Here is a 26,010-nt window from a genome sequence, read left to right on the forward strand (position 1 = left end):
TGCCCGCATACAATGGAACATCAACCTAATAGGCAGGTGTCCATGGATGACTTTTCAATTTCCAGCTGTTATACACGCATCCCGCATCACTTTTCCTAAGGCAGAGCTTTGGGTTCCTGTCCTGAGTGGACTCCAGCATGCAGCAGCGCGGAATATGATGAATGAGAAGATTCGCCAAACCGTTCGCGAACTAGTGACTAATCAAGGATCGCTTGATGATCCAAGAGCAGAAATGCAAGGCTTTTTTGAATTAAAAACGAATGAAAAAAATGTGCTGAGTCTGTCTCTATTTAATTATGCATACACAGGTGGGGCTCATGGTCTAACTCTTCAAGAGTCACTCTCGTTTGATATGGGGACGGGAAGGCATTACTCGCTCTCAGAGCTCTTCAAATCAGGCAGTCATTATGTTAACCGGCTTTCGGAATTAATTAAGCTGCAAATTGCAACGCGGCAAATTGCAACGTTGAATCCTTTCCAGTCTATCCGTCCCGATCAATCCTTTTATATTGCCGATCGTGCGCTTGTACTTTATTTTGCGCTTTATGAATTGACGCCTTATGCATTTGGCTTCCCGTATTTCCCCATATCTATTTATGAATTAAGTGATATCATCAATCCGAATGGTCCACTGGGGCAAATGGATAGGAGTGATTAACATTCTTTTCAGTTGAATGAAGGGTTTTACATACCAATGTCGAAAATTGGTGAGTATACCGATACGAGGAGCCTATCTATGATTTATTTTCTTGTCCTTTTTTTGATAATAGTCATTGTGCTGGCGCTTGTTATCCGTCAGCGACAACATAAGCAAAATAAGCCAGTTATGGAACGTGAACCGCTCCATAGTATTACTTATATTCAGCCGGAAAATAAGCGAAAAGTTGAGTTAAGTCCGACAAGCGTCGGTAATTCACCGTTTAGCGTTCTCATTGTAGATGATCAAGCTTCCATTCGTTTACTGATGCGAGAGCTCTTTGAGCTGGAGAACATCACGGTTTACGAAGCGCCGCATGGTCGTACTGCGATCGAACAAGTACAGCAGCACCCGATTGACTTTATTTTGCTTGATTTGAAAATGCCAGATATGGATGGAATTGAAGCATTGCGAGAAATTCGCAAGATAGATCCATCTGTCATGGTAGCTATGATAACCGCATATGGTGATCCAGATAAGCTTGAAGCGGCCAGAGAGATGGGTGTCGAGGCTTTCTTTACGAAACCCTTTGATATCAATCATGTCAAAGAGTTTGTTATGAGCAGTCTGATGGAGAAGGATAAGCGGGAAGGCGAGGTCTCTTGATTTTAGCTCTTTTTATCTTATAGTGCTGACTAAGACTCCACCCTCATACAGTCATGTATGGGGGTGGAGCTGTGTTTGGGCTTTTATTTGGACTGATTTCTTTTGTTGTTATTTGTGTATTATCCATCCTATTCGCACGAATTGCCGAGCAGAAAGTAAAGCAATCCTTGCATCAAACGTTGGGTCATCATTCTAATTATGTGCGGTTTATGCGGGATAAGCATGATTTGAATAAGATCGGCTTCGCTCAGCAGCTTATGCGGCGTATGGAAGGGTTCTCCTCGTTCGGCAGCTCGTTCTCCTCGTTATCTGTTATTGGTGGAGCTATCTTTCTAATTGGCCCGTCTGTGGAGGCCGGAGGAACGTTGGTCATAGGGGTGGGATGGCCTATTCTAGCTTTCTTTGGCTTAATGACAGCATGTTCAGTTGCGGCTTTAACCTCAGCATTTCCCACCGCAGGCAGCTGCAATGATGGGGTGGTGGCGAGTGGTAGAAGGCGAATTGGCATTGTGTCAGGTTGGTTCCATTTCTCGGGCAATATCTTGCTGCTTGTACTGACGAATGTACTGCTTGCTAGTTGGCTGAATAGTGTAGCGTTTGCCGCTTTTGGTTATCCAGCTAAGGCATGGGTATTTTATATTGGGTTGATCGTATTATTTGTAACACAGCTGCTTGCGAGTGGCAGAGGAGCGAGATGGATGGGGTGGTTCTTCTCAACTGCTGCATGGCTGCAGGCGATTATGACTTTAGCTGCAGTTGTTACGTTATCCATATTCGCTTGGCCGGGACTTTACCCGATTGAGCTGTTATATACACCAGAATCACTCTTTAATAATTTTGATATCGGATTTCAAGATCACTCCTCTCTACTCCTAGGCATGCTGCTTTTGCAAAGAATGTTCCTTGGCTTTGATCATGCCGGACAATTAGCAGAGGAAACGATCGATCCTCGCATAACAGTACCTTGGTCCATTTACTTCTCAGTCGTCTACACCTTTATATTCGGCACCGTCTTGTTTACTGTTATGCTTTTGCATTACCCAGTTGGTACGGAGGTTTTTTTTAGTTATGAGGGGATTACAAGCTGGTTCCTTAAGTTTTGGGAGATTGGAGGTAGAGCCGTTTTAGCGCTTGTTACCTTCATCATTGCTATAATTGGTTGGAGCAGTGGAATATCAGCGATGACATCCGCTTCTAGAACACTTTTTGCAATGGCTCGAAATGATGCCGTACCTTTTGCCCGAATTTTCGCGGTGGTATCCGAGCGATCTCGCTCACCTCAGCAAGCTATCCTTTTCGTAACACTCCTTGCAGGAGGAATTGCAATCTTTTCGCAGCAGGTTGGTTGGAAGCTAACAGATAAGACTACTCTCATTCAATGGGTAGCTGCCATTATTGTCATTCTTCATTTGGCTTACGTAATTCCGATTGGGTTAAAGCTTGTAAGAAGCTTAAAGGGGAGTTTGAAGCTTCATTCTGGGCCATGGCATTTAGGTCGGCTTGGAGGCGTGATCGATACGATCTCGACTGCATGGCTGGTGCTGAGTGCAGCTTGCGTGCTCTGGTTCATTGTCCCAGAGTTACTTGTAGGATTAGGAGCTTTCACAGTTATTCTTTTACTCTATGCGGAGCTCAACCATCGTCACTTGCTGAAGAGAGGCCCATATCGAATTGTTGGCTCAACACGACTAAGCAAGAAATCTTTAGAGGAACTTGTGCGAATTGAGAGAAAATTTCCTCAACTTTAATTTCCCGAAATAATAGAATCATTTCCCGGGGAAGCGCATGATCTAACAGAAAAAGATTTCATTCGACATTCTTTCGATGGCAATAGAGAGGATCAGATGATCGAGGAAATTCTTTGATCTTTTGTCAAGAAAGGTGATAATTAATGTTATTAATCATTGCCTTTCTATTCCATAAGAACTTATAATTTCAGAAAATGCAAGGAGGGATTTGTATGCTTTCAGTAGGTAGACTGCTTTCGTTAAATATAGCAAAGGCTGTTTCGATCCCATATGGGTCTAAACAAGTGGATACGGGGATTTTCAAGAAACCCAGCGAGCGACCTCTCTTATTAACCAAAAACGGTATTGATGGCGATGAACAGGCAGATTTAATCAACCATGGGGGGCCGGATAAAGCCATCTGTGTCTATTCAGCTGATCATTACCCCTATTGGCAGGAAGTGTGGAAGCAGCCGGTAGCTTCAGGTGCCTTCGGAGAAAATTTCACGGTCTCAGGAATGACGGAGGAGCTAATTTCTATCGGTGATATTATTCGGGTTGGACAAGCTTTTGTACAGGTTTCTCAGCCACGATCACCCTGCTTTAAGTTAGGTGTTAAGCACAATAATCCGAAGCTGCAGCTTCATGTGCAGCAGACGGGTTACACGGGGTTTTATTTCCGGGTCCTAAAGGAAGGCATCGTTCAAGAAGGAGACGAACTGTTCTTGGACAAACGTCATCCAGCAGCCTTTACCATTCGTGAAGCGAATCTGCTTATGTATGTGAACAAAACAGACCGGAATAACATGATCAGACTGCTGGGGATTGAAGAGCTTTCTGAGAGCTGGAGAGATTCTTTCATAAGCAAATTGGCTGCATTAACAGCAGAGAACGACTAATGATGGCGGAATGCAGGAGGGATACGATTATGTCGAGCGGTTATACGAAGGGTGATTTCGCCGTCTTTCTAGATGCTTATCCTTTTGAACAGCCGTGGAAAGCAGTCAAAGAAGAAAGTGGAATGAACAATACGACTCGAATCGTTTATACGGGTGATAAGAAATACGTACTTCGCGTGTATGATAATCACCGGGATGCTGGAATTGTCCAGATAGAACATATGCTGCTGGCTGAGCTGCAGAAATCCGAGCTGCCCTATCGAGTACCGCAACCGATTACGAATCGAGATGGATCTACCATCACTAGCTCGGCTGACGGCAAGCTGGCTGCTCTCTATGACTATATTGACGGAGAACGTCCTTCAGCTTTAGTTGAAAGCCATATTGAAGGTTTGGGCAGGGCAGCTGGTACTCTTTCCCAAGCGATGCAGAGACTGATGACTGATTCCTGTGTAGAGCCTTTACATAAGCCTTATTACGAGTTAGAACAGTCTCAAGCTGTAACGAGTAACGCGGTTCTTCTAGATCTCTCTGCCTCTTCAGAGCGCCTCAGTAAGCGAAAGCAGGAGCTTCATCTACTCATTGATGAGAGAGCTCGCTTATCCTCCATGCGGTCAGCTTTTGCAGCACTACCTCATCAGTGGATTCATGGGGATATCGTGTTTACGAATGCATTGGTGCATGAAGAACATATTACTGGACTGCTGGACTTTGAGTTTTGTACGGTAGATTTGAGAGCTATGGAGCTGGCCGTCGTGCTGGCTGAGTTTCCAGAGACGGACAGCGAGCGAGCAATAGAGAAGCTTTCTTTATTTTGCCGGGGGTTTGGTAGTATGGTCAAATTGTCAGAAGCCGAGATCAACCTGTTGTCTGATTTGATAAAGCTGAGGATGTTGGATGTGTTTCTTCATTTTGCCGGTCGCTTGGCTGAAGGACTGGATGAAGAGCATATATGGGATGAGCAAATCGCTCGTGCTTCATTCGTCTGCAGTTGGTTGGATCTTCATAAGAAAGAACTCGATTGCTTATTTTATAGCTATTTGTATGAAGTGGAGGATCATTGTTATCAGGCGCTTTCATAACTGCAATATGTCCAGCTAAATCCATCCTGCAAGGTTCGTTCAAATGTCCATTCTCCTCTCAACCCATTGAAGTGTAAAAAGAAAGGGATTTCTACTTTTCGCTATGTTGAAAAGCAAGAATTTATTTAAAAAGAAATGTTCTAACTGATTGTTACTATCGGAGTCATATCATTCATCGAAGCCCGGGCGGATCAAACTTACAAGAAGAAGAATGATTTGACGGGCTTTTGCCATAGATATAAAGGTAGTGGCATTAAGCTCTAAGCATATGCTTTCGAAGAGAGTTTTTGCTGGAAATATAAGAAAGTATAAGTTTTCTCCATACTTTGCTTATATTTCAGAAGGAAGAAACTTGCTTTGCCGCCAAGGACGGCGTTAGCCGTTTCTTCTTGATTGTACCGATTGAAGTCGGTTATATCTGGTTGTAACCCACGCAAGATCTTTTAGGAGGTTGTTGGATGAATGTTCCGCAGTCGTTAGGATACGGTCCTCAGGATCGGCTGCTGATTGTTAATGCGGATGATTTTGGCTTATGTCACTCGACGAATGTTGGTATCCAAGCGCTGCTGCAGGAAGGTGTCGTATCATCTGCTACTTTGATGATGCCCTGCGGCTGGGCAAGGGAGGCTGCACTTTGGAGTGCGCGTCACACACAGCTTGACGTTGGGGTGCATTTAACGTTAACAAGCGAGTGGAGTGCTCTGAAGTGGGGGCCTGTCTATAGAGCTGGAGCGGTCGATTCACTCGTGACCAATGAGGGGTATTTCTGTAAGGATGTCAAAGCCTTTGAGCGTCGAGCTGACTCGGTTCAAGTCCATCATGAACTCAAGGCTCAAGTGAAAATGGCACTTGAACTTGGGGTCAATGTGACGCATGCAGATAACCACATGGGCAGTCTGTACGGACTTCAGACGGGTCGAAATTTCTTAAGTGAGACATTCGATGTGTGTGCGCACTATGGTCTTCCTTTTCGATTACCTCGTAATCTGCTTTTGGAGAACGGTCAATTTGCGCCGCCTGTATTGGCTCAACAAGCTATGAAGCATGCTGAGGAGGCGGGTAGAAAGGGCGTGATTGTGCTGGATTACCTGCTTGGGCTGCCATTCCGCTCGGATACGAGTGAATCCTATGAAAGCATGAAATTACAAATGATCGGGTTATTGAAACAGCTGCATCCAGGCGTAACTGAAATCATCATACATCCATCACTTGTAACAGATGAGTTATGTGCCTTTCATGAAGCGCCACTCAGAAGAGGGATGGAGATGGAGTTATTCCGAGATCCTGATATTCAAGCGACAATTCGCTCTGAGGGCATCATTCCGATTCGATGGAGGGACTTGCGCGATCTCCAGCGCGGCATAGCCAAAGTATGAGGACGGAGAGAGGTCCGGACAAGCCTTTGTGAAGCCAAAAGATTATCTATTCCAAAATGGATTATAATGGTATACTGATTGTTGTGAATTTACTATAATTTTCAGATAATTCAGGGAGGGAGTTGAGCAAATGGCAGTTCTTCCGAAACAGAATGATCTCGGTTTCTTCGAAATTCGCTTGGAGTCTATCGGTGGGCTAGGTGCTAACTTGGCCGGAAAAATGCTAGCCGAAGCCGGTGTTGTTGGAAGCGGATACAATGGTGTTAGTTTTTCTTCCTATGGGTCAGAGAAGAAGGGCTCACCTGTGAAGGCGCATATTCGCTTTTGCGATATGGACACAAATATCCGCGACACAACACCCGTTGAGAGGCCTCACATCGTGGGTGTTTTCCATGAAAACCTGTCCAAAACCATCAATGTAATCAGCGGGATCTATGCAGACAGCGTCGTACTCGTTAACTCCCCCAAATCACCGGAGGAGCTGAAGGAAAAGCTAAAGCTTCTTGGCGGAACGTTGGCGGTTGTGGATGCGACAGGCATCGCGATAGAAGAGCATAACCGAGTGAATATGGGCATGCTTGGAGCGCTATTCCGACTGTGCGATTTCCTGGATTTTGAACATATGAAAGGGATTATCCGCAAATCACTAGAGAAGAAATATCCACAAGCAGTTGAACCCGCGCTGCGCACCTTTCAGAGGGGCTACGATGAAGTTCAATTCCGTACGTTCGCATTGCCTGAAGGGGAGCAAATGCCTCTGCCAACCCGATGGGATATTCCATCACTCGGATATGAGACGCAGCCGTTAGGCGGAATGATCACTAATCCTGGTAATAGCGTGCTGAAGGATCTAAGTATTTCCCGTGAGGGGATGATGCCGCATTTTGATGAGGAGACATGCATTCACTGTGCGGCATGCGACACCGCATGTCCGGATTTTTGCTTCGTATGGGAGGAGCAGCCGGATAAGAAAGGACGCCCGCAGATGTTTCTTCAGGGAATTGATTATCAGTACTGTAAAGGATGCTTAAAGTGTGTGGTTGCATGTCCGACAGAAGCGCTCTCTTCAGCGCGCGAGACCGATGGATATGGGGAACAGCACCGCGTGCCGCATTCATTTAACTGGGCTAATTAATTGTTATGTCATGCTTTGCACGAGAGGAAGGAGAGGAACAATGGCACTTGAAATCAACAAAGAAGTGAGTAAAGGAACCGTCGAACAGCGAATGGTATACGAGTCTGGGAATGAAATGGCAGCTTATGCGGCACATCAGATTAATTATCATGTCATGGGCTATTTCCCGATCTCACCTTCAACGGAAGTTGCGCAATTTCTCGACCTGATGAAGGCAAACGGACAGCATGATATTAAACTCATACCAGCAGATGGTGAGCATGGCTCGGCCGGAATCTGCTACGGAGCTTCAGCAGCTGGAGGTCGAGTCTTCAATGCGACCAGCTCCAATGGATATTTGTATATGCTAGAGCAAATGCCCGTGCAGTCGGGAACTCGCTTCCCTATGGTAATGAATTTGGTATGCCGCTCGGTATCGGGCCCCCTCGATATTCATGGCGACCACTCGGACTTATATTTTGCACTGAATACGGGCTGGCCAATCCTCATGTGCCGAGATCCTCAAGCCGTCTATGACATGAACATCATCGCACTTAAGCTTGCGGAAGATCCGGCCGTACGATTACCTGTGCTCGTGGCTTCAGACGGGTATTTCACTTCTCATCAAAAAAGGCGAGTCCAAACTTTCGCTCATCGAGCAGATGTACATGCCTTTGTCGGAGAGCATTCACCGGAAGGCTTCAAGCATGTGCTGGATCGGAACAATCCCATCACGGTCGGTCCTTATATGAACGAACCTGACTATATCAATAATTGCTATCAGCAGTCTAGAGCGATGTATAACGCTTCAGAGGTATTTGATCGCCTGCGTAAGGAATATGAAGTGCTCACGGGGCGAGATTATCCGCTGCTTGATCAGTACCGTATGGAGGACGCTGAGGTAGCGGTGTTCCTGATGAACTCTGCTTCCGAAATCATTAAGGATGTCGTCGACCAGCTGCGCGCCAAAGGGATTAAGGCTGGGTCGATAGCACCGAATATGATACGACCATTCCCGGCGAAGGAAATTGCTGAAGCGCTTCGCGGCATCAAGGCGATTACGATAGGGGATCGTGCTGATTCCTATGGCGGACATGGCGGCAATATGACCAATGAGATCAAAGCTGCCTTGTTCACTCATGGCAACAAGGATACGCTTGTTATCAGCCGGATCTATGGGCTTGGCGGCAAGGATTTCTACGCCGAGGACGGTCATCATTTGTTTGAATTGGCCATAGAAGCAGCTAATAGCGGTAAAGTGGCGATTCCATTCGACTACTATGGCCACACAGCGGGCGACCCAAACAAGGTGATGCAGCGCGTGCTCGAGCCGATGAAATTCGAAGAGCTGAAGACAGGTCTTATTACGGTTGATCGAGATGCATCTACAGGCAAGTTGAAAGTGAAAGTACCGCCCGTCCGTCAGCTTACCAAGAAGCCGAAGAGGCTGGCGCCAGGTCACGGAGCATGCCCAGGCTGCGGTATTTTCTCCGGTCTGGAGCTGTTCTTCAAAGGCATCGAAGGCGATATCGTTGCTCTGTATCAAACAGGGTGCGCAATGGTTGTCACGACCGGCTTCCCCTATTCCTCGCATAAGGCTACTTACATTCATAACCTTTTCCAGAACGGCGCAGCCACGTTATCAGGCGTTGTCGAGATGTTCTGGGAACGCAAGCGCCGCGGTGAGCTTGACGGACTAGGTATTCAAGACGATTTCACATTCGTTATGATCACTGGGGATGGCGGTATGGATATCGGAATGGGCCCAGCGATCGGAAGTGCCCTGCGGAACCATAAAATGATCATTGTCGAGTATGATAACGAGGGTTATATGAATACCGGTGCTCAGCTTTCCTACTCCACACCACTTGGTCATAGAACGTCCACCTCCAACGTGGGTAAGCATCAAGGCGGTAAATTATTTCACCATAAAGACACAGCTCAAATTATGGCGGCAACCAATATTTCTTATGTCTTTACAGGTTCAGAATCACTTCCGCAGGATTTGCTGCGTAAAGCTGCAAAAGCCCAGTATTATGCGAATAATGTAGGTCTCGTTTATGGAAAAATATTGATTTCCTGTCCGCTCAATTGGCTCTCAGAGGAAAAGATCGGACAAACCTTAATCGATGAAGCGGTTAATACCTGCTTCTTTCCGATGTACGAGGTGGAGGAAGGCATAACGAACATTACGTTCAATCCGGAAGAGAAGGGCAAGCGAATACCACTTGCCGATTGGCTCAAAAACATGGGTAAAACCAAGCATATGACTCGTCCTGAATATGCAGAAGCACTGCAATCGTTTGAAGATGAGGTTGAGCGCAGATGGCTTAGGCTAAAAGCGAAGCACGAAAGTCCTTATTTATAAGAAAAATAGCCAATCGGAATAAGCAGCGAGGTGCAGCAGATCGTGCTTGCACCTCGTTTGTGTAGGGGGATACTTAATGCCAACAGTAATTCGTAACCGCCGAACGGGAGAAATCGCTTGCGGATTTCTTCGTAATACGTATGATATTCAGTATTATGGAGCCTTCTGGTGGGAAGATAATGAAACGGCAGTGAAAAACTACGTATCTGCATTACATAGTAAGACAGCCGATCTGGAGGACCATTCAAGCTGGGAGCTGCTCGACATTCAAGAAGAGCGATTGAAGATGTTCAATGTAAAGCTGAATAATGATACGAGAAGAAAATTATTTCTAGAGAAAGACGGTACCCTAACCGTCCAAAAAGCCTAGCAAGTGTAAGAGGGAGGCTGCAGCGTAAGATGAAAGTGGCGCAAAATGACTATTTTCAACAGTTAATTGAAATGAGAAATGATGAGGACGCACGAGGGCTAGGAGTGCAGCTGCGCCAAGAAGGCTTCACACCTGTAAGGAGATTATTGGACCGGCTGCGTGATTATTTAAGACAGTTTACAGATGAGGAAGGAGAGATGGCGCTCGAGCTTCTTCATTACGCTCGTACAGCGCTTCCTGAACCAGGACAAATCAGTCCGTCATGGGCACATATATGGCAAGAATTTGAAAGAATAATCCGTACTAAAATGTATACATTTCGTTCCATAGCTGTTGAAGAGCGGGAAGGTGAATGGCAGGTACTTTTGGATAATCCGCATTCCAATCAGAATATTGCTGTTTATCCTGCACTGACATTTATGGAGGCGATTTACCTGTTTGCTTATTTTCGAACGGATATGACCCGTAATGAATATATTCGTCTACAAAAGATTGCCACGGTAATGACGGTTACGGGAACAGACACCGATGGATTATAGAGGAAAGCGCAATAAGACCAAACGGCATGTTTGGGATAATCTGAGCTTACAAAAGGGCTGCTCCTTCAGTCAGTGATGACTTGAAGAGCAGCCCTTTGTGCGAGTTATGAATGATGAGCAAGTGTCCGATCGATCATTTATTTAATGGCATTAATCAAAGGGTCTTTGCTCACATTGTGAGAGGTGAGCGGCGATTTTTCGACCATGAAACCGACCCGTTTCAATGAAAATCTCATTGGCCTCGCGCCTTGAGGCCACGACTCCAGCAAGATAGATGCCGGGAATGTTCGTCTCCATCGTTACATCGTTAAAGGTCGGATAACCCTCTTCCTCAATCGTAACACCAAACGATGTAAGAAACTCACGAACCGGATGGAAACCAGTGAGTGCCAGGACAAAGTCGTTTGGCAGCTCCTCTGTTCCATCAGCGTTCTCTATAGTTACAGTACGGGGACTGATTTCAATCAGCCGCGAAGCAAACCGCATTGAGATTCTTTCTCTAGCCACGAGGCTCTCGAAAGTCGGACGAACCCAGGGCTTGATGCTGGAGGAGTAATCTTCTCCTCTGTAGACGACAGTAACTTTTGCACCTACTCGTTCCAGCTCCAGCGCAGCATCTATCGCAGAGTTGCTGCCGCCAATGATGGCAACGTTCATTCCTGTATAGGGATGAGCTTCATGGAAGAAATGGCTGACCTTCTCCGTCTGTTCACCCGGAATGCCAAGCTCATTCGGATGGTCAAAATATCCGGTAGCTACAATCACATTATCAGCTCGATATGTATTTGAATCCCCATGACGATCTATGCTTTGAAGAAGAAACCCATTACCCTCCGATGATGGATGAATCGACGTTATCGTCTCATAGGCATGAATTCGAACTTTCCGCCGCAGGGCCACATTACGATAATAATGGAGGGCTTCTATTCGGGATGGCTTATCATTTGCCGTTGTAAATGGGATTCCTCCAATTTCCAGCAGCTCTGGTGTGCTGAAGAAATGCATATAAGTCGGATATTGTGAGATGGAATGCACAATATTCCGTTTCTCGATGATAAGTGGCTCAATACCAGCTGCTTGAAGCTCGATTGCTGCTGCGAGACCGCATGGACCGGCACCGATAATAATTACTTGTTCGTTCATCATAACGTTAGACACCTCGATTCCTGCATACTTTTTCGATCAGCAAACTGCTTGAGAAGCATATGCTGAATTTTGAAACATACAACTATTTTAACATATTCAACAATGACTTACTCCTTATCAAGGAGAACGTATTGTGAATCAATCGTTACCTTCCTTTAGATCACGCAGGCAATTGGCTCTGTGTACAGGCGGCGATATGATGTATAATGAACGAACATCGCAAGCCACGAAGGGGGAGATAGAATGCGACGGCGCTTTGTTGTTGAAGCTGTGATGATAGCTACGTATGGACAATTGCTCGTACCAAGTCGTCCTGTCGATTTTGTCTTGCCATATTCGACAATCATGGAGTTGTACGATATGAAGGAAGGGGCAGAACCGGTGATGGATGATCCCCAGGATGATGCCCATGTGAAACAGAAAATAACGGAGCTTATTACTTTTTTTGAGGATCCTTTGAATCGCAAAAAAATTGAGCGAGCCTTGCAAATGCCCTGGAGAGAGAGTTCTCCGCTGCTTTTGAACGATCTGATTCAATTTACTGTTGTGCATGCAGTAGACAACGCACAATATGGAGAATATTTTGACCCGATCGAAACGGAAATACTCTTGACTTCTCTGAAACTAAGCATCCCGTTATTATCAGATCAATTCGAATTTCAAGATCGTCTGCTTGAAGCGGAAGTCCCTGTTCAAGTGTATGATATTGAGGATTATGAGTTCGCGGTGGAGCAAGGAATTTCTGCAGCAGACTTCGAATCATCCCATGACATTTAAGAATATGACTAATTTTGAAAAAAATTGTGAAAATGTTTCTCTTGCACGTTGGTGGAAGTGATGATAAGATTTGGGTGTTCCAATAATCGGAAAATAAGGAAAGGAGGGCGATGGCTATGATTCAGTTTAATGTTGATGTACACAATTTTAATTTAAATGATAGCCATCGGCCCAACTTCTTGCGTATAACGCAGCTTTAGCTAGCTGCGTGCTTAGCGCGAATAAGGAGATTTTGAGCCCTTGTGGCTTGAAGTCTCCTTTTTTGTTGTCCGCCAATGGATTTCGCATACTTTCGGAGGAGGAGATAGAGAAAATGAAAGTATTGCTTCGACTAATGAAATACCTGCGTCCCAGTACCAAGTGGGTGGTCTTGTCGCTGTCACTGCTTATTCTGGGAACACTGATCGACCTTATTGCGCCATGGTTGTTAAAAGAAGTCTTTGATAATGGGATTGCGAAGAAGAATACATCCGTAATTCTAGGCTTAACATTAGCGCTTGCAGGCATTCAGGTCATTAAGAGCTTCGCTATGTTTTTGCAAGGGCGATCACAAGAGCTGGTCGGACAAAATGTGGTATTCACACTTCGTAAACAAATGTATGAGCATCTTCAGAAATTATCATTCAGTTACTATGATAAAGCCAAAACGGGGCAGTTAATGTCCCGGATGACTGGAGATATTGAGGCGGTCAAGAACTTCATCGGGTTTGGTGCCTTGAATATGGTGGGCGGCTTGCTCACGTTTATTGGTACGATTATCTTCATGGTCATCATGCAATGGCAGGTCACTTTACTCAGTATGTCGACGATTCCGCTGCTTGTGTTCATCTTGTTTCGGTTCAACAAAAAAGTGGGCCCGGCATGGGGACAAATTCGGGAGCAAATGGGTAGGCTCACCACAACATTGCAGGAGAATATCTCGGGAATCCGCGTAGTTAAAGCATTTGCACGAGAGCAGGCGGAGCAAGTTAAATTCGAGAAGCGCAATGATGAGAACTTTGATACCAATATGGAGCGGGCGAAGCTTGAAGCAAAGGCTTTTCCAATGATGGGCTTCTACGGTGGTCTTACCTTTTTGATTATGATTTGGTTGGGTGCTTATTATGTGGCGAAGGGTCAAATGACTCTAGGGACTTTCATGGCATTCCAGTGGTATACATGGGGAATTATATGGCCGCTAAATATGCTAGGCTGGCAAATCAATATTATGCAGCAGGCGATCAAAGCAGCTCCTCGCGTATTCGAGGTCGTAGATACGCCAATTGACATTAGTGATCCTGCTAATGGAGGTATTGCTTCAGCCCCGATTAAAGGCAATGTTACGTTCGAGCATGTATCCTTCCATTTTGCTGATCAGGATCAGGAAAAGGAAGAGGGAATTTTGCAGGATATCTTGCTTGACGTGCGAGAGGGCGAGATTATCGCGGTTCTTGGTGCGACCGGTTCAGGTAAAAGCAGTCTTATCGCTCTGATGTCTCGCTTTTATGATGTGAGTGAAGGTCGTGTACTCATTGATGGCGTTGATGTTCGGGATTACGAGCTCGATGGACTTCGTCGGAAAATTGGTATTGTACCGCAGGAAACCTTCCTATTCTCGGCTTCCATTCGGGAGAATATCGCTTACGGTGTGCCAGAGGCTACGCAGGAGCAGATCGAATGGGCCGCTACGAAAGCACAGATTCATACGTACATTGAATCCATGCCTTTTGGCTATGACACTTTAATTGGAGAGCGCGGTGTTGGGCTCTCAGGCGGTCAACGGCAGCGTGTGGCGCTTGCGCGTGCCATTCTGATGGATCCCCCTATTCTCGTTCTTGACGAAGCCACGGCAAGCGTTGATACAGCGACAGAATCGGCGATCCACGAAGAGCTGCTGGAGGTAATGAAAGGCCGCACAACCTTTATCATTGCTCAGCGCCTGTCCTCCGTGAAAAGAGCAGACCGTATTATCGTTCTTGATCAAGGGAAAGTTGTGCAGCAAGGTACACACAAGGAGCTATTCGAACAGGATGGATTCTTCCGCAATTTGTTCGAAATGCAGGAAGCAGCTTCGGTCGGATAGTGGGTTTATAGCTTTATATAGATTGATCTTTGAGGGGGGAATGAAATGAGTCAAGTAGAGTGGGATTCAGACGAGCTGGAGGAGAAGCCCTTTAATCGTACGTACATGAAGCGGCTGTTCAAATACGTACTTCCCTATCGCAGGGTGCTCACAATCGTTATTATCATTGTCCTTTTCAATATGGCACTTAGCTTAGCAGAGCCCTTACTGCTGCGAGTCATTATCGATAAAGGTATCGGGCTTGGAAATCCTAATTTCAAGATCATTCATTGGATTGGATTCAGTCTTCTTGCGATACGGATTATCGGTTGGGTGTTCGGTTACTGGCATACGAAGCTGATTAACTTTACAGGTCAGCGCATTTTGTTCGATTTGCGTCAGCAATTGTTTAATCATCTGCAAACCTTATCTTTCCGTTTCTTCGACGGTAGGCCAGCTGGGAAAATTATGTCTCGTATCACGAATGATACGAATGCAATTGGTGAGCTGATCAACGGTGGATTGATCACAATCGTCATGGAGGTCACTCATCTAGTCGGTATCGTGGCCATTCTGCTATGGATGGATTGGAAGCTGGCCTTACTGTCTTTTATTACAATGCCTCTTTTATATTTAATTGTAGGTAAAATGCAGCCCAAAATCGAAAGCTCCTGGTCGCGGTCACGTAAGACGATGTCGGCGATTAACGGGAATGTGAATGAGACGATTCAAGGGATTCGCGTTATTCAAGCCTTCTCTCGGCAGAAGGCAAATAACCGTCGTTTTGAGACGCTGAATAGTAATAATAAGTCTGCTTTTATGCGTGCGGTAACGCTGGAATCAACGGTATGGCCAGCTGTCGAAATGATCGGGATGATCGGTACCTGTATCGTCCTATGGTTCGGTGCGAAACTGGTTATGGATCAAGTTCTGACATTGGGCTTTATTATGGCCTTCATTAATTATTTGTGGCGTTTCTGGGGCCCGCTTAGCGCATTATCCAAGGTTTATAGTCAGGTGCTATCGGCAATGGCATCAGCGGAGCGGATTTTTGAAGTACTTGATACGGATCCAGAAGTAAAGGATCAAACGGATGCCAAGCCACTCAAAACTATTCAAGGAAGTGTCGTATTCGAGAACGTATCCTTCCGATATGGAGAGGACAAACCAGAGGTGCTGCATGGTGTCAATTTGCAGATTAAACCGGGCCAACGTGTTGCTCTTGTCGGTCCTACTGGAGCGGGGAAGAGTACAATCGTCAATCTTCTTATGAGGTTCTATGATGCAACCGGTGGACGTATTCTGATTGATGGGCAGGATGTGAAGGATGTAACCCTTGAATCATTGCGCCGCCAGATGGGTATCGTGCTGCAGGATTCCTTTATATTCTCAGGCACGATTGAGGAGAATCTTCGATATGGGAATGAAGATGCATCAGATGAGGCGCTCATGCGTGCTGCTACAAGTGTTCGGATTGATAAGTTTGTCTCCGCATTCGCTGACGGCTATCATACACAGGTTGAGGAGCGTGGGTCTAAGCTCTCCGTTGGACAGCGTCAGCTGCTCGCTTTTGGCCGGGTTCTGCTCTCTGATCCGCGCATCCTTATTCTCGATGAGGCGACCTCCAGTGTCGATACGGAAACAGAACAGCATATCCAATCTGCTCTGCAAACTGTTCTTGAGGGACGTACGGCTTTCATTATCGCCCATCGGCTGTCAACCATTCGAGATGCGGATCTTATCCTTGTTGTTCAGGATGGTCGAATTTCGGAGCAAGGCACTCATGATGAACTATTGAAGATAGACGGATTATACCGGAAACTGTATCGGACTCAATTTGAGATGCAGCAGTCACTGACCATGCAAACGGGTGCATAATAAGGCAAGGAGAAGCAGCTTCGTGAAAAGGATTCACTTTTGCGAAGCTGCTTGTTTTGTGGAAAGGAATTTGCAAGAAGAGGTATTCTTTTCGGCAAAATGATGAATAATAAAGGATAAAACGAAAAAACAACTTCTACCGATGCATAATTTATTTGACAAGTCTCCAAAAAGTATATAAGCTTACTATGCCTTTTTAAATCTAAACAAACAGGAGATTGATTATGTCATTCAATTTTAAAATTAAAAATTTTGTTGCGGCAGATAGTAATCCGGCGACAGGACTTTATCATTTTGTTGCCACTTTCTCCGATCGAACACAGGTAAGATTGATGTTCCAGAAGAATCCAGAATGGACATTAATCGGAACGAATCGCTTGTTAACCGTACCTTGCCCAGTCTGCAGACGTGACTACTACTGTAACTGCATGAGCAAATATGCACCTCAATTCGAAGAGCAAGTATTAGAAGGCGAGCTTTACAATACCGTCGACTAATCATTTGAACAAGAATCGAATTGTTGATTTGAAGCAGGTTAACAGCCTGCTTTTTTGCTTTGTTGAGAAGTTTGGTCTGAAGCTCGTGGACAGCGGTCGGAAGAACATTCCATCTGTGCAGCGGCTCATTGTTCGTTTCTTAAGTTCAACTTATATAGAATTATTAATGAATTTACGAAGCAATGCATTATGTTTGATGCATTATGTTTCATGGCATTATGTTTCATGGCATTATGTTTGATGGCTTGCGTCATTGTTGAAGCTTTGCTATAATTACGACCAATAACCGTATATGCAATTAGGCCTATGAAGAGAATCCAACTCGGAGGCGTTGCGATCGGGACTGTGCAGCATTGGGCTGCAAGCGTCCTTTAAGTATTCCGGTACCGCACCGTTACCTGCGGATCAAGAGAATCGGTTCAGCAATGAACGATTAATTTGGGTGGCACCGCGAACGCGTTCTTCGTCCCATTATGGGGAGAAGAACGCGTATTTTGTTATTTCGCGAAGAGGAGTGCTTAGCCATGTTAGACATTCGTACGATAAGAAACCGATCAGAAGAGGTGCAGCAAGCAGCAGATCAGAAAGGGATAAATTTCGATGTACTGGAACTCATTGCGATTGATGATCGAAGAAGGGCGCTTCTCACGATAAGTGAAACGCTTCGGGCAGAACGTAATAAACGATCAGACAAGATTAAGCAGTTGATGATCGAGCACCGCAGGGAAGAAGCTAGTGCAGAGAGGGTAATCGCTCAGGAAAGTCTTGAGAAGTTAAGGACAGTTGACTTGGAGCTGCGAGATGTAGGGGCGGAATTTGAGAGGCTGATGCTGCTTGTACCTAATTTCACTTCACCTACAACGCCTGTTGGAACAAGCGATAAGGACAATGTAGAGGTAAGAAGAACGGGAGAGCAGCCGATATTCAGCTTCCAGCCTAGAAACCACGTTGAAATCGGTCAAAGCTTGGATATTCTTGATTTGGAACGTGGGGTCAAAATTGGCGGGTCGAGACAATATGTGCTCAAAAATAATGGTTTGATGCTTCATCGTGCTGTTCAGCAGCTTGCTCTTGATTTGTTGATAGAGCTAGGCTATACCCTGCTTGATGTACCGATTATGGTGAAGGAAGAGACGTTGGTTGCGTCGGGCTTCTTCCCAGGCCATCGGGATCAAACCTATGCGATTCAAGAGGAAGACAAGTGGCTGGTTGGGACGGCGGAAGTGCCGCTTGTATCTTATTATAGCGGTGAGGTGCTCGACTTAACTAAGCCTATGCTTCTTGGGGCTGTAAGCCCTTGTTATCGAAGTGAGATTGGATCAGCAGGACGCGATGTGCATGGCCTATATAGAGTTCATCAATTCGCGAAAGTAGAGCAGGTTGTGATTTGTCAGGCTGATCTTGCACAGGCGGAAGCGATACTTGAGCAAATGACTGCCAATGCGGAGAAGCTGCTGCAGCTTCTTGAGCTTCCTTATCGGGTTGTTGCTGTTTGCACAGGGGATATGTCGCAAAAGAATTATAAGCAATATGATCTGGAAACCTGGATGCCAAGCCGTAATAGCTACGGAGAAACACATTCGGCCTCACTGCTGCTCGACTTTCAGACCAGACGCTCGCGTATTCGTTACCGGGACGAGACAGGACAGCTGCAGTTTGCCTATACGCTCAATAACACAATGGTGGCAACGCCTCGTATTCTAATCCCATTGCTCGAGAATCATCAGCAGGAGGATGGATCGATCTATGTACCAAAAGCGCTCCGTCCTTATATGAAAGGACAGGAAGCTCTTCGTTAGTCGTCTTTTAAGTCAAAAGGCATTCTATTGATAGCGCTCCGACTTCAGGTTGGGGCGCTATCAATATGGTAGGGGATGTGCAGGGATGTGCAGGGATGTGCAGGGATGTGCAGGGATGTGCAGGGATGTGCAGGGATGTGCAGGGATGATCATCAAGTTAAGCTGTGGCGATTCCAACAATTAGCAGTTATACTGAAAAATAGGACTGCCATTTCTTTGGAAGATGAGAGGAGCACCGTCAGATGACTTTGCAAAAGATTCAAGGGTTAGCGGATCGAATTCGTACGAATGTCAGTAAGGTAATCGTAGGCAAGGAAGCAATCATGGATCATTTATTCATCGCTATACTTACATCGGGACATGTCTTATTAGAGGATGTACCTGGAACAGGCAAGACCCTCCTTGCGAAAGCGCTGGCAAAATCAGTGCACTGCTCCTTCAAACGAATTCAATTCACTCCGGATCTATTACCGTCCGATTTGAGCGGTATTCACTTCTATAATCAAAAGCTCTCTGAATTCGAATTCAGACCGGGACCGCTGTTTACCAATATAGTCCTTGCAGATGAGATAAACCGTGCAACGCCAAGGACACAATCCAGTCTTCTGGAATGTATGGAGGAACGGCAGGTAAGCATTGACGGGACCACACATCAGTTAAGCCGTCCTTTTCTCGTTATAGCCACCCAAAATCCAGTCGAGCAGCAAGGGACTTTCCCACTGCCAGAAGCGCAGCTGGATCGGTTTCTTTTTAAAGTGAAAATGGGTTACCCGTCAACAGCAGAAGGTATTGGTATTATGAAAAGATTCATGTCGGATAATCCAATTGACCAGCTGCAGCCTGTGACTACAGTTGAAGAAATCGAAGAGGCTCAACGTATCTATACGTCGGTTGCTGTATCCGATGATTTACTATCGTACATGCTGGCAATTGTTGAAGCAACGCGGGTCCATGCGGATGCTGCACTTGGAGCTAGCCCTCGGAGCAGTCAAGCTTTGCTGAGAGCTTGTCAGGCTTTTGCCGCCTTACATGGACGAGATTATGTCATGCCTGATGATGTGAAAGCGATGTCGATCCCCGTGCTTGCACACCGGATCACGGTAAGAAGCGCTCAGCGGCTGCGACCAAACGCGGCAGAGAGTATTGTGGAATCAATCCTGCAAATGATTGCGGTACCTTCGGATACACCGCTTTTGACTCGCTCTTAAGAGCAACCGGATGCGGAGGACGTTGGAGAATGGGCATACATTGGTATATTTTAAGTGCAATCGTCGTTATTATCATCCAACAGTTTGTGTTTCGTAGGTTCGGAATGAAGAAGCTGACTTATGAACGACGCTTTAGTGTAAGTCACTGCTTTGAGGGCGAGCGTATTGAAATGATTGAACGACTTACGAACAGTAAATCACTTCCAGTGCCATGGTTGCGGGTGGAATCACTGCTTCACACGGGGCTAAAGTTTGAAAGAAATGCTAATTTTGATGTAAGCAGTGGGCAATTTTATCAGAATCATAAGAGCTTATTCAGTCTAATGGGCAATAAACAGCTCACAAGAAGACATTCCGTACAATGTGTTCAAAGAGGCTTCTACCGGCTATCGAGTGCCTCACTTTCCTATGGTGATTTGTTCGGCATGTTCAGCTCCCATGTGAAATTGCCGCTTAAGGAAGAGCTTGTCGTGTATCCGCAGCCGGTCGACTACTCGGAACTAAACTTCCCCTCGCGAAGTTTCCAAGGAGATATTGCGGTGCGGCGCTGGATTGTAGAAGATCCATTCACGATCTCCGGTGTTCGCGACTATCACTCGGGTGATTCGCTAAAGACGATCAATTGGAATGCGACGGCACGAGCGGGCAAGCTTCAGGTTCATCGACGGGATTTCACAGCTGATTACAGGCTGATGATTCTGTTGAATGTAGAAGATCACGCCGAAATGTGGGATGTGGTAAAGGATACTGAGCTGATTGAGCAGGGGATTCGAATGGCTGCTGCGCTTGTGCAGTATGCCACAGAGCAAGGCTTGGAAACGGGATTTGCTGCGAATGGACATGAGATTGATGTTCCTGGTATGCCAATGACTGTAGAACGGAGCAGTGGTAATGAGCATTTACTGCATATTTTAGAACAAATGGCCAAGCTAGTTATTGTACGTGAAGTGCCTTTCGACGCGTTGCTCCATCAATTGACAGAGCGATGGCAAGATGAAGATTCCTATGATGTTGTCATCGTATCTGCCTTCATGAGCGAGAAGATCGAGCTGGCTATCGACAAAATGAGAAGCGGTGGTCATAGTGTGGACTGGATGCCGATCAATCTGGTGCGGGTAGGTGATTCGGCATGAAGCACAGATGGAGAGATTTCACTTCAGTTTTTGTGATCGGAATCCTTGAGCTGTTGCTGATTTTTCCGATTGTATTGGTTCTCTACCTGCAGGCGCCGCCTACTTCAGCTTTATGGCAGCTGGTAGTCATGCAATTGTTCGGATATGCAGTTGGCTTTCTATTGAATGTTCTCTTGAAATTCAGGAACTCAGTTCCGCTGTTGATGATTAGCCTTATCGTTGCAGGTGGCTTCAGCTGGATGCAAAATGGTGGCTCAGTAGAAGCTGCTGTCGAAACGATAGTCCTGACATTCTGCTTGTTTCGCGGTGAACGACTTGCGGTATCGTCAGCAGCACAAGGCGTGCCTCCCCGCCATTATAGTCTAGGATTGCTGGCCTATTTTATCGTATCCGTTATTTTTGGGATCAAGCATGATTATGCTTCCTCCTATCAAGCTTTGTTCACAGCTGCTGGACTCCTTGTACTTGTTCTTGCATTATTTAAGACCAATCGAGGTCTTGTCGATCAAGAATCGCTCTCTGGCAGCAACAAGCCTATGGTGGAGCCTACCGTCAGAAGACATAATCAACTCTTTGTCGGCATTTTGCTTGTCATCACGATACTTATCGTATTTAGTTATCAGATTCAAGCTTTGTTTGGATCATTATGGAGCATGCTGGTCGCTAGGCTGGCTAAGCTATTCTCAGGCAGTGGGAAGCAGAATCCCGTACCTGAACCAGTTCCTAATGAACCACCGCCTGAGCTGCCCTTTCCTGATGATGTTAAACCGCCTTCACACTGGGGCGATTATATTATGTATGGCTTGCTTGTATTGATTGCTGCGGCTCTGCTTTGGCTTGTAATTCGTAAGCTCAAATATTTGCCAAGCTGGTTTAAGCAGCTGCGCGAGAAGCTTGCAGAGCTTTTTAAGAGGGAAAAGCAAAAGGAATCTCCTCAGGGTTATGTAGATGATATTCAGAATATTAAGAAGCCAGGGCGGATTGGAAGCTTATGGCGGAGCTCTTTCAAAGAACCAAAGCTGCGTTGGAAGGATCTGAACGACTATGAATCGCGTATTCGCTATTTGTACAGACAATGGGTAGGGCGACGTGTGAGGAATGGCTATTCATTCAAGCCTCATTTCACACCAAGCGAAACGGGTGCTGAGCTGAGTATGCAGCAGCAACTGCAAGATGCTGGATCGGCGGCGGAGCTCGTTCGTTCCTACAATTCCGTTCGATATGGCGGGAAGCCTGTTTCGGATGAGCAGCTTCGTCAGCTGAAGGAGCAGCAAGATAAGGGCGGCCGGTAACGGATAACGCCGCATACATAAATATCCATCTTTGCGGGCATTCTAATCGGGGATAACATGACTGTGTATATACTTGGGAAACGAGTATAGCCCGAGGATGACAACTTCTAGGAGGATGCAAAGATGGATAATCAAAATCAGCCTGTGAATAGCCAGCAATTGAGCTATGAGCAGTTCCAAGAGCAAGTGATGAGGCAGCAGCAGCAGGAACAGATGCAAGCGCAGCAAGCGCTTCGCAATGCAGGCTTAGATCCAAAGTCGCAACAGGTACAGCAGGTCGTACAGGAGCTTCAAAATATTCAAAGTGAGCTCAACTTGGCGGAGAATCAGATTCAAATGCAAATGGATGCACAAAAACGTCAGATTCAAAGCATTCAACAACGCCTACAGCAGGCAGTGAAGCAAGTACAAAGTACGCTGTCAGCCAATCAAGTATCGAATGCGTCGAATCAAACCATGCCAACGAATGGTTTCGTACAATAAAGTTTGGATGTATAGCTTATTTGCTAGATATAGCCCCTCGAAAGTGATTATGGTAATGCGGTGCAAGAAGCCGCTCCAAATTGCTGCGAGGGGTTTTTGCTGTCTAAAAGGAAGCTGAGAAAATTTTTTTATATGTTAGATATATTTACATTAAATTATTGAAAATGGACACTATCCAGTCTAAAATGTAATATTATATAACATGTTTATTACTCTTAATGAAGCTTGGTTGTCATCTCTCATTCGTAAGCTGCGGATATGGAGGTCCCTTTCCTGGACGTGGAATGGGCGATCGGTGCCGATGGTCCGGATGAAATTGCGGTCAGTGTTGCAGTTGAGCTAATTACTGTTCGGTCACGAGGCCTGGGGAGGAACCAAATGAGAAAGCCAAATAAAGTGTGGACGATGGGTTTGTTATTCATCTTTACGATTGCGATCGTTTTTTCTGGCTGTTCGAAGAGCGACAATACAGCGGCAACGAACACGAATAAGGCGGACATAACGGCAAACGATGCAGCGAAGGGAAACACAACCATAATTAATAAAGCTGTCATCCGCGCTCTCCGGTATATTCTCAACTGTATCCGCTTTGATGCCTGTTTGTTCTTCCATAAATTTTCCTCCTTGTTCATGCTGGTAAGTCCAGCCGCCATCTCTAGGAGGTCCAATTTAAACAAAAGCGACGCAAGGCTTTTTCTTCTCCGTGTCCGCTCGGAGCGAATCATAACCGATCTTGCGCAGAATCATGACATCATTTTTACGACAAGCTTCGGTTACATGGATTACACGTTGAACGTTGCAAAGAAGTTCCCAAAAATCATTTTCGAGCATTCGGCTGGCCACAAAACTGCGAATAATATGGGAACTTATTTCGGCAAAAACTTTGAAGGCAGTTATCTAGCTGGTATTGCGGCAGGTATAGTGACGAAGAAGAATCTACTCGGTTACGTCGGTGCTTTTCCAATTCCAGAAGTCATCTATAACATTAATGCATTTGCGCTAGGCGCGCAGAGCGTGAATCCAGATGCCAAAGTTAGTGTCGTATGGTCCAATACTTGGTACGATCCAACTACCGAACGACAAGCGGCGATCAGCTTGCTCGATAAAGGCGCAGATGTCTTGCTTGCTTATCGGGGTTCGTCGACTACTGTTCAAGCAGCTGCGGAACGAGGGGCATTCGCGAGCGGCAATGACTTTGACAGGACGAAGGATGCTCCAGATGATTATTTAACCAATCCGACTTGGAACAGGGGTCCCTATTATTCCAAAATTATGAAGGCGGTAGAGGCTGGAACGTGGACCAATGCGCCATATATGGGATCTCTTGCAGATGGCAGGGTAGACATTGCACCGCTTGGACCTAAGATTCCGGACGATGTGAAGAAGTTGGTAGCAGACGCTAAAGCGAAGATATTGGATGGCAGCTTGAAAGTGTTCACTGGCTCCATTATGGAAGCTAGTGGAGCTGAGAAGGTCAAAGCAGGCGATACCATGAGTCTAGAAGATATTTTGAAAATGGATTGGTTTGTTAAAGGAGTAGACGGCACTATTCCCAAGTAACCACTAGCCTCTATTTCCCCCAACCAACAAATCCCTTGCAAGAGGTTATGGTTACACGGCTATTATTGTGGGAAGCATGCTCAGCAAGCTTCGTTTGCGCCGAATTGGATGAAAGGAGAGGAAGGGATATGGATGATTTGTCGCTGCACGGGTTATGGCGAAATCCTTCGAGCAGTCCAAAGAGCCATCGAAATGGGGAGGGAATCGTTATGAATGAACAGCAGCGGGAACGGGATCTGCATGTACGTTATTTGCGAAAATGCATTGAAGTGTCCGAGCAAGCCATACTTTCTGGGAATATGCCTTTTGGCGCTATTCTCGTAGCCCCATCCGGAGAAATACTGCTGGAAAAGGGCAATATTGAAGTGACGGGATCGATTTATGAAGCAGAGACCGCTGTCGTTCATGAGGGGTATTGGTCATGATTATAACACTCTGGCAATTAAACACACTCAGCCGTGAAATATTCGTCCATTTGATTGGCGGCATATTCGAGCATTCCCCTTGGGTGGCGGACAAAGCTTGGGAACAAAGACCGTTTCATTCCTGTCAAGAGCTGCATGAAGCTATGATGCGAACTGTTCACAAGGCAGCTCCCGAGCAGGTGCTGAGCTTGATACGTTCCCATCCGGATCTCGTAACCCGTTTAGAAATAAGTGAATTCTCTACGCTAGAGCAGAAGGGATCTGGACTTGATTGTCTATCTCCTGAGCAATTCAAGCAGTTCTCTAATCTGAATCGAGCTTATGTGGAGAAGTTCGGATTTCCTTTTGTTTATGCTATTCGCGGTAAGTCCAAGGAGGATATCCTCGAAGCGTTGAAAGCAAGAATGGAGCATACACCGATAGAAGAACGTCAGCTGGCACTAGTGGAGATTGGCCGAATCACCAAATTTCGTATACAGGATGTTGTTGAAGAATAAATGAAGAATTGTTGAATCCAAGTGCGCACTATCATGTCCCAATGCTATTTGCACCAGGAGGGTAGAGCACGTATCAAGGGAGCTAAAAGAGACATGTTGATACCAGGGCAGACTGGACTTCACTTTAAGCTTGGTGGTAGATTTAATCTAGACCATAACTAAGGAGTGACTGATTCTGTCTAGCCACAATGATCTTCAGGTACATTCGTTCTACCAGCATACAGAGCAAGCTTTTGCCCTTATGCCGTCTGCTATTACAAGCTTGACACAGCTCAAGCAAGCCTTCGCGGCGGCGGATGAGGATTTTCTTGCTATTGAATTGAAGAGCATGATTGAACGATTGAATGAGATTCAGAAGCTGCTTGCTGATGGACCGCAGGGGTAGAATCATTTTCATTCAGAGGAGTAGTGAGATTATCCCGTGTGAATGCGGATGAATAGCTTAAGAAATGCTGGGAGAGCGTAATAAGGGCGTCCGAGTCTTCAGATCGGACGT

General features: G+C 45.8%; 26 protein-coding genes. 25 read left to right on the forward strand and 1 reads right to left on the reverse strand.

Going from position 1 to position 26,010, the window contains the following annotated elements:
• The first annotated feature begins 46 nt into the window (after positions 1-46).
• The 10 genes from EKN16_RS06195 to EKN16_RS06240 all read left to right on the forward strand — a co-directional run bounded on the left by EKN16_RS06195 (position 47) and on the right by EKN16_RS06240 (position 10,778).
• Positions 47-658, forward strand: coding sequence for a DUF3298 and DUF4163 domain-containing protein (locus tag EKN16_RS06195; protein ID WP_125654629.1), 612 nt, complete (start codon positions 47-49; stop codon positions 656-658).
• A gap of 78 nt (positions 659-736) precedes the next feature.
• Positions 737-1,303, forward strand: coding sequence for a response regulator (locus tag EKN16_RS06200; protein WP_232016252.1), 567 nt, complete (start codon positions 737-739; stop codon positions 1,301-1,303).
• Between the two features lie 71 nt (positions 1,304-1,374).
• Positions 1,375-3,051 carry an APC family permease gene (locus EKN16_RS06205; RefSeq protein ID WP_164522691.1) on the forward strand — a complete coding sequence of 559 codons (1,677 nt, stop codon included), beginning with the start codon at positions 1,375-1,377 and terminating at the stop codon, positions 3,049-3,051.
• Positions 3,052-3,263: 212 nt separating this feature from the next.
• On the forward strand, positions 3,264-3,929 hold the full coding sequence (locus EKN16_RS06210; protein WP_125654634.1) for an MOSC domain-containing protein: 666 nt from the start codon (positions 3,264-3,266) through the stop codon (positions 3,927-3,929).
• 29 nt (positions 3,930-3,958) lie between these two features.
• Positions 3,959-5,011, forward strand: coding sequence for a phosphotransferase (locus EKN16_RS06215; RefSeq protein WP_164522692.1), 1,053 nt, complete (start codon positions 3,959-3,961; stop codon positions 5,009-5,011).
• A 458-nt stretch (positions 5,012-5,469) separates the two neighbouring features.
• Positions 5,470-6,387 carry a polysaccharide deacetylase family protein gene (locus EKN16_RS06220; protein ID WP_125654638.1) on the forward strand — a complete coding sequence of 306 codons (918 nt, stop codon included), beginning with the start codon at positions 5,470-5,472 and terminating at the stop codon, positions 6,385-6,387.
• Positions 6,388-6,517: 130 nt separating this feature from the next.
• Complete coding sequence (locus EKN16_RS06225) at positions 6,518-7,522, forward strand: 2-oxoacid:acceptor oxidoreductase family protein (protein WP_125654640.1); 1,005 nt, start codon at positions 6,518-6,520, stop codon at positions 7,520-7,522.
• A gap of 40 nt (positions 7,523-7,562) precedes the next feature.
• Positions 7,563-9,869 carry a thiamine pyrophosphate-dependent enzyme gene (locus tag EKN16_RS06230; RefSeq protein ID WP_125654642.1) on the forward strand — a complete coding sequence of 769 codons (2,307 nt, stop codon included), beginning with the start codon at positions 7,563-7,565 and terminating at the stop codon, positions 9,867-9,869.
• Positions 9,870-9,945: 76 nt separating this feature from the next.
• Positions 9,946-10,239 carry a hypothetical protein gene (locus EKN16_RS06235; RefSeq protein ID WP_125654644.1) on the forward strand — a complete coding sequence of 98 codons (294 nt, stop codon included), beginning with the start codon at positions 9,946-9,948 and terminating at the stop codon, positions 10,237-10,239.
• 29 nt (positions 10,240-10,268) lie between these two features.
• Positions 10,269-10,778, forward strand: a complete 510-nt coding sequence (locus EKN16_RS06240) for a hypothetical protein (protein ID WP_125654646.1) — start codon at positions 10,269-10,271, stop codon at positions 10,776-10,778.
• Positions 10,779-10,928: 150 nt separating this feature from the next.
• Here the strand turns inward: EKN16_RS06240 and EKN16_RS06245 are convergent, their stop codons facing one another.
• On the reverse strand, positions 10,929-11,924 hold the full coding sequence (locus EKN16_RS06245) for a YpdA family putative bacillithiol disulfide reductase (protein ID WP_125654648.1): 996 nt from the start codon (positions 11,922-11,924) through the stop codon (positions 10,929-10,931).
• 133 nt (positions 11,925-12,057) lie between these two features.
• Here EKN16_RS06245 and EKN16_RS32100 point away from each other — a divergent pair, with 133 nt between their 5' ends.
• The 15 genes from EKN16_RS32100 to EKN16_RS32115 all read left to right on the forward strand — a co-directional run bounded on the left by EKN16_RS32100 (position 12,058) and on the right by EKN16_RS32115 (position 25,899).
• Complete coding sequence (locus EKN16_RS32100) at positions 12,058-12,198, forward strand: hypothetical protein (RefSeq protein WP_164522693.1); 141 nt, start codon at positions 12,058-12,060, stop codon at positions 12,196-12,198.
• A complete protein-coding gene (locus EKN16_RS06250) occupies positions 12,168-12,701 on the forward strand; it encodes an ADP-heptose synthase (RefSeq protein ID WP_125654650.1) in 534 nt (177 codons plus the stop codon). Before EKN16_RS32100 ends, EKN16_RS06250 begins: the two co-directional genes overlap by 31 nt.
• A gap of 313 nt (positions 12,702-13,014) precedes the next feature.
• A complete protein-coding gene (locus tag EKN16_RS06255; RefSeq protein ID WP_125654652.1) occupies positions 13,015-14,763 on the forward strand; it encodes an ABC transporter ATP-binding protein in 1,749 nt (582 codons plus the stop codon).
• Positions 14,764-14,808: 45 nt separating this feature from the next.
• Positions 14,809-16,620 (forward strand): ABC transporter ATP-binding protein, encoded by a 1,812-nt coding sequence (locus tag EKN16_RS06260; protein WP_125654654.1) that lies wholly within the window; start codon positions 14,809-14,811, stop codon positions 16,618-16,620.
• A gap of 224 nt (positions 16,621-16,844) precedes the next feature.
• Complete coding sequence (locus EKN16_RS06265; RefSeq protein ID WP_125654656.1) at positions 16,845-17,117, forward strand: hypothetical protein; 273 nt, start codon at positions 16,845-16,847, stop codon at positions 17,115-17,117.
• A 4-nt stretch (positions 17,118-17,121) separates the two neighbouring features.
• Positions 17,122-17,358 carry a hypothetical protein gene (locus EKN16_RS32110; RefSeq protein ID WP_164522695.1) on the forward strand — a complete coding sequence of 79 codons (237 nt, stop codon included), beginning with the start codon at positions 17,122-17,124 and terminating at the stop codon, positions 17,356-17,358.
• 283 nt (positions 17,359-17,641) lie between these two features.
• Positions 17,642-18,916: a serine--tRNA ligase gene (serS, locus tag EKN16_RS06270; RefSeq protein ID WP_125654658.1), complete on the forward strand. Its 1,275-nt coding sequence runs from the start codon at positions 17,642-17,644 to the stop codon at positions 18,914-18,916.
• 242 nt (positions 18,917-19,158) lie between these two features.
• Positions 19,159-20,124: an AAA family ATPase gene (locus tag EKN16_RS06275; RefSeq protein ID WP_125654660.1), complete on the forward strand. Its 966-nt coding sequence runs from the start codon at positions 19,159-19,161 to the stop codon at positions 20,122-20,124.
• A gap of 29 nt (positions 20,125-20,153) precedes the next feature.
• Positions 20,154-21,257 (forward strand): DUF58 domain-containing protein, encoded by a 1,104-nt coding sequence (locus EKN16_RS06280; protein WP_125654662.1) that lies wholly within the window; start codon positions 20,154-20,156, stop codon positions 21,255-21,257.
• Positions 21,254-22,549, forward strand: coding sequence for a DUF4129 domain-containing protein (locus tag EKN16_RS06285; RefSeq protein ID WP_125654664.1), 1,296 nt, complete (start codon positions 21,254-21,256; stop codon positions 22,547-22,549). The genes EKN16_RS06280 and EKN16_RS06285 overlap by 4 nt, the downstream gene beginning before the upstream one ends.
• 123 nt (positions 22,550-22,672) lie before the next feature.
• Entirely contained in the window at positions 22,673-23,032 is a 360-nt protein-coding gene (locus EKN16_RS06290) for a hypothetical protein (RefSeq protein ID WP_125654666.1), read from the forward strand.
• Between the two features lie 378 nt (positions 23,033-23,410).
• Entirely contained in the window at positions 23,411-24,592 is a 1,182-nt protein-coding gene (locus EKN16_RS06295) for a BMP family ABC transporter substrate-binding protein (protein ID WP_125654668.1), read from the forward strand.
• 128 nt (positions 24,593-24,720) lie between these two features.
• Positions 24,721-25,017 carry a cytidine/deoxycytidylate deaminase family protein gene (locus EKN16_RS06300; RefSeq protein WP_125654670.1) on the forward strand — a complete coding sequence of 99 codons (297 nt, stop codon included), beginning with the start codon at positions 24,721-24,723 and terminating at the stop codon, positions 25,015-25,017.
• Positions 25,014-25,514 (forward strand): 2-oxo-4-hydroxy-4-carboxy-5-ureidoimidazoline decarboxylase, encoded by a 501-nt coding sequence (gene uraD, locus EKN16_RS06305; protein WP_125654672.1) that lies wholly within the window; start codon positions 25,014-25,016, stop codon positions 25,512-25,514. Before EKN16_RS06300 ends, uraD begins: the two co-directional genes overlap by 4 nt.
• 241 nt (positions 25,515-25,755) lie before the next feature.
• Entirely contained in the window at positions 25,756-25,899 is a 144-nt protein-coding gene (locus tag EKN16_RS32115; protein ID WP_164522696.1) for a hypothetical protein, read from the forward strand.
• Positions 25,900-26,010 lie beyond the last annotated feature (111 nt).

The sequence above is a fragment of the Paenibacillus baekrokdamisoli genome (assembly GCF_003945345.1).
GTDB lineage: Bacteria > Bacillota > Bacilli > Paenibacillales > Paenibacillaceae > Paenibacillus_Z > Paenibacillus_Z baekrokdamisoli.

Bases quoted from the DNA above. Each gene is read 5' to 3' on its own strand.
- EKN16_RS06195 (WP_125654629.1), top strand. From the start codon at position 47: ATGACTTTTCAATTTCCAGCTGTTATACACGCATCCCGCATCACTTTT.
- EKN16_RS06200 (WP_232016252.1), top strand. From the start codon at position 737: ATGATTTATTTTCTTGTCCTTTTTTTGATAATAGTCATTGTGCTGGCG.
- EKN16_RS06210 (WP_125654634.1), top strand. From the start codon at position 3,264: ATGCTTTCAGTAGGTAGACTGCTTTCGTTAAATATAGCAAAGGCTGTT.
- EKN16_RS06215 (WP_164522692.1), top strand. From the start codon at position 3,959: ATGTCGAGCGGTTATACGAAGGGTGATTTCGCCGTCTTTCTAGATGCT.
- EKN16_RS06220 (WP_125654638.1), top strand. From the start codon at position 5,470: ATGAATGTTCCGCAGTCGTTAGGATACGGTCCTCAGGATCGGCTGCTG.
- EKN16_RS06225 (WP_125654640.1), top strand. From the start codon at position 6,518: ATGGCAGTTCTTCCGAAACAGAATGATCTCGGTTTCTTCGAAATTCGC.
- EKN16_RS06230 (WP_125654642.1), top strand. From the start codon at position 7,563: ATGGCACTTGAAATCAACAAAGAAGTGAGTAAAGGAACCGTCGAACAG.
- EKN16_RS06235 (WP_125654644.1), top strand. From the start codon at position 9,946: ATGCCAACAGTAATTCGTAACCGCCGAACGGGAGAAATCGCTTGCGGA.
- EKN16_RS06240 (WP_125654646.1), top strand. From the start codon at position 10,269: ATGAAAGTGGCGCAAAATGACTATTTTCAACAGTTAATTGAAATGAGA.
- EKN16_RS06245 (WP_125654648.1), bottom strand. From the start codon at position 11,924: ATGATGAACGAACAAGTAATTATTATCGGTGCCGGTCCATGCGGTCTC.
- EKN16_RS06250 (WP_125654650.1), top strand. From the start codon at position 12,168: ATGCGACGGCGCTTTGTTGTTGAAGCTGTGATGATAGCTACGTATGGA.
- EKN16_RS06255 (WP_125654652.1), top strand. From the start codon at position 13,015: ATGAAAGTATTGCTTCGACTAATGAAATACCTGCGTCCCAGTACCAAG.
- EKN16_RS06260 (WP_125654654.1), top strand. From the start codon at position 14,809: ATGAGTCAAGTAGAGTGGGATTCAGACGAGCTGGAGGAGAAGCCCTTT.
- EKN16_RS06265 (WP_125654656.1), top strand. From the start codon at position 16,845: ATGTCATTCAATTTTAAAATTAAAAATTTTGTTGCGGCAGATAGTAAT.
- serS (WP_125654658.1), top strand. From the start codon at position 17,642: ATGTTAGACATTCGTACGATAAGAAACCGATCAGAAGAGGTGCAGCAA.
- EKN16_RS06275 (WP_125654660.1), top strand. From the start codon at position 19,159: ATGACTTTGCAAAAGATTCAAGGGTTAGCGGATCGAATTCGTACGAAT.
- EKN16_RS06280 (WP_125654662.1), top strand. From the start codon at position 20,154: ATGGGCATACATTGGTATATTTTAAGTGCAATCGTCGTTATTATCATC.
- EKN16_RS06285 (WP_125654664.1), top strand. From the start codon at position 21,254: ATGAAGCACAGATGGAGAGATTTCACTTCAGTTTTTGTGATCGGAATC.
- EKN16_RS06290 (WP_125654666.1), top strand. From the start codon at position 22,673: ATGGATAATCAAAATCAGCCTGTGAATAGCCAGCAATTGAGCTATGAG.
- EKN16_RS06295 (WP_125654668.1), top strand. From the start codon at position 23,411: ATGAGAAAGCCAAATAAAGTGTGGACGATGGGTTTGTTATTCATCTTT.
- EKN16_RS06300 (WP_125654670.1), top strand. From the start codon at position 24,721: ATGGATGATTTGTCGCTGCACGGGTTATGGCGAAATCCTTCGAGCAGT.
- uraD (WP_125654672.1), top strand. From the start codon at position 25,014: ATGATTATAACACTCTGGCAATTAAACACACTCAGCCGTGAAATATTC.
- EKN16_RS32115 (WP_164522696.1), top strand. From the start codon at position 25,756: ATGCCGTCTGCTATTACAAGCTTGACACAGCTCAAGCAAGCCTTCGCG.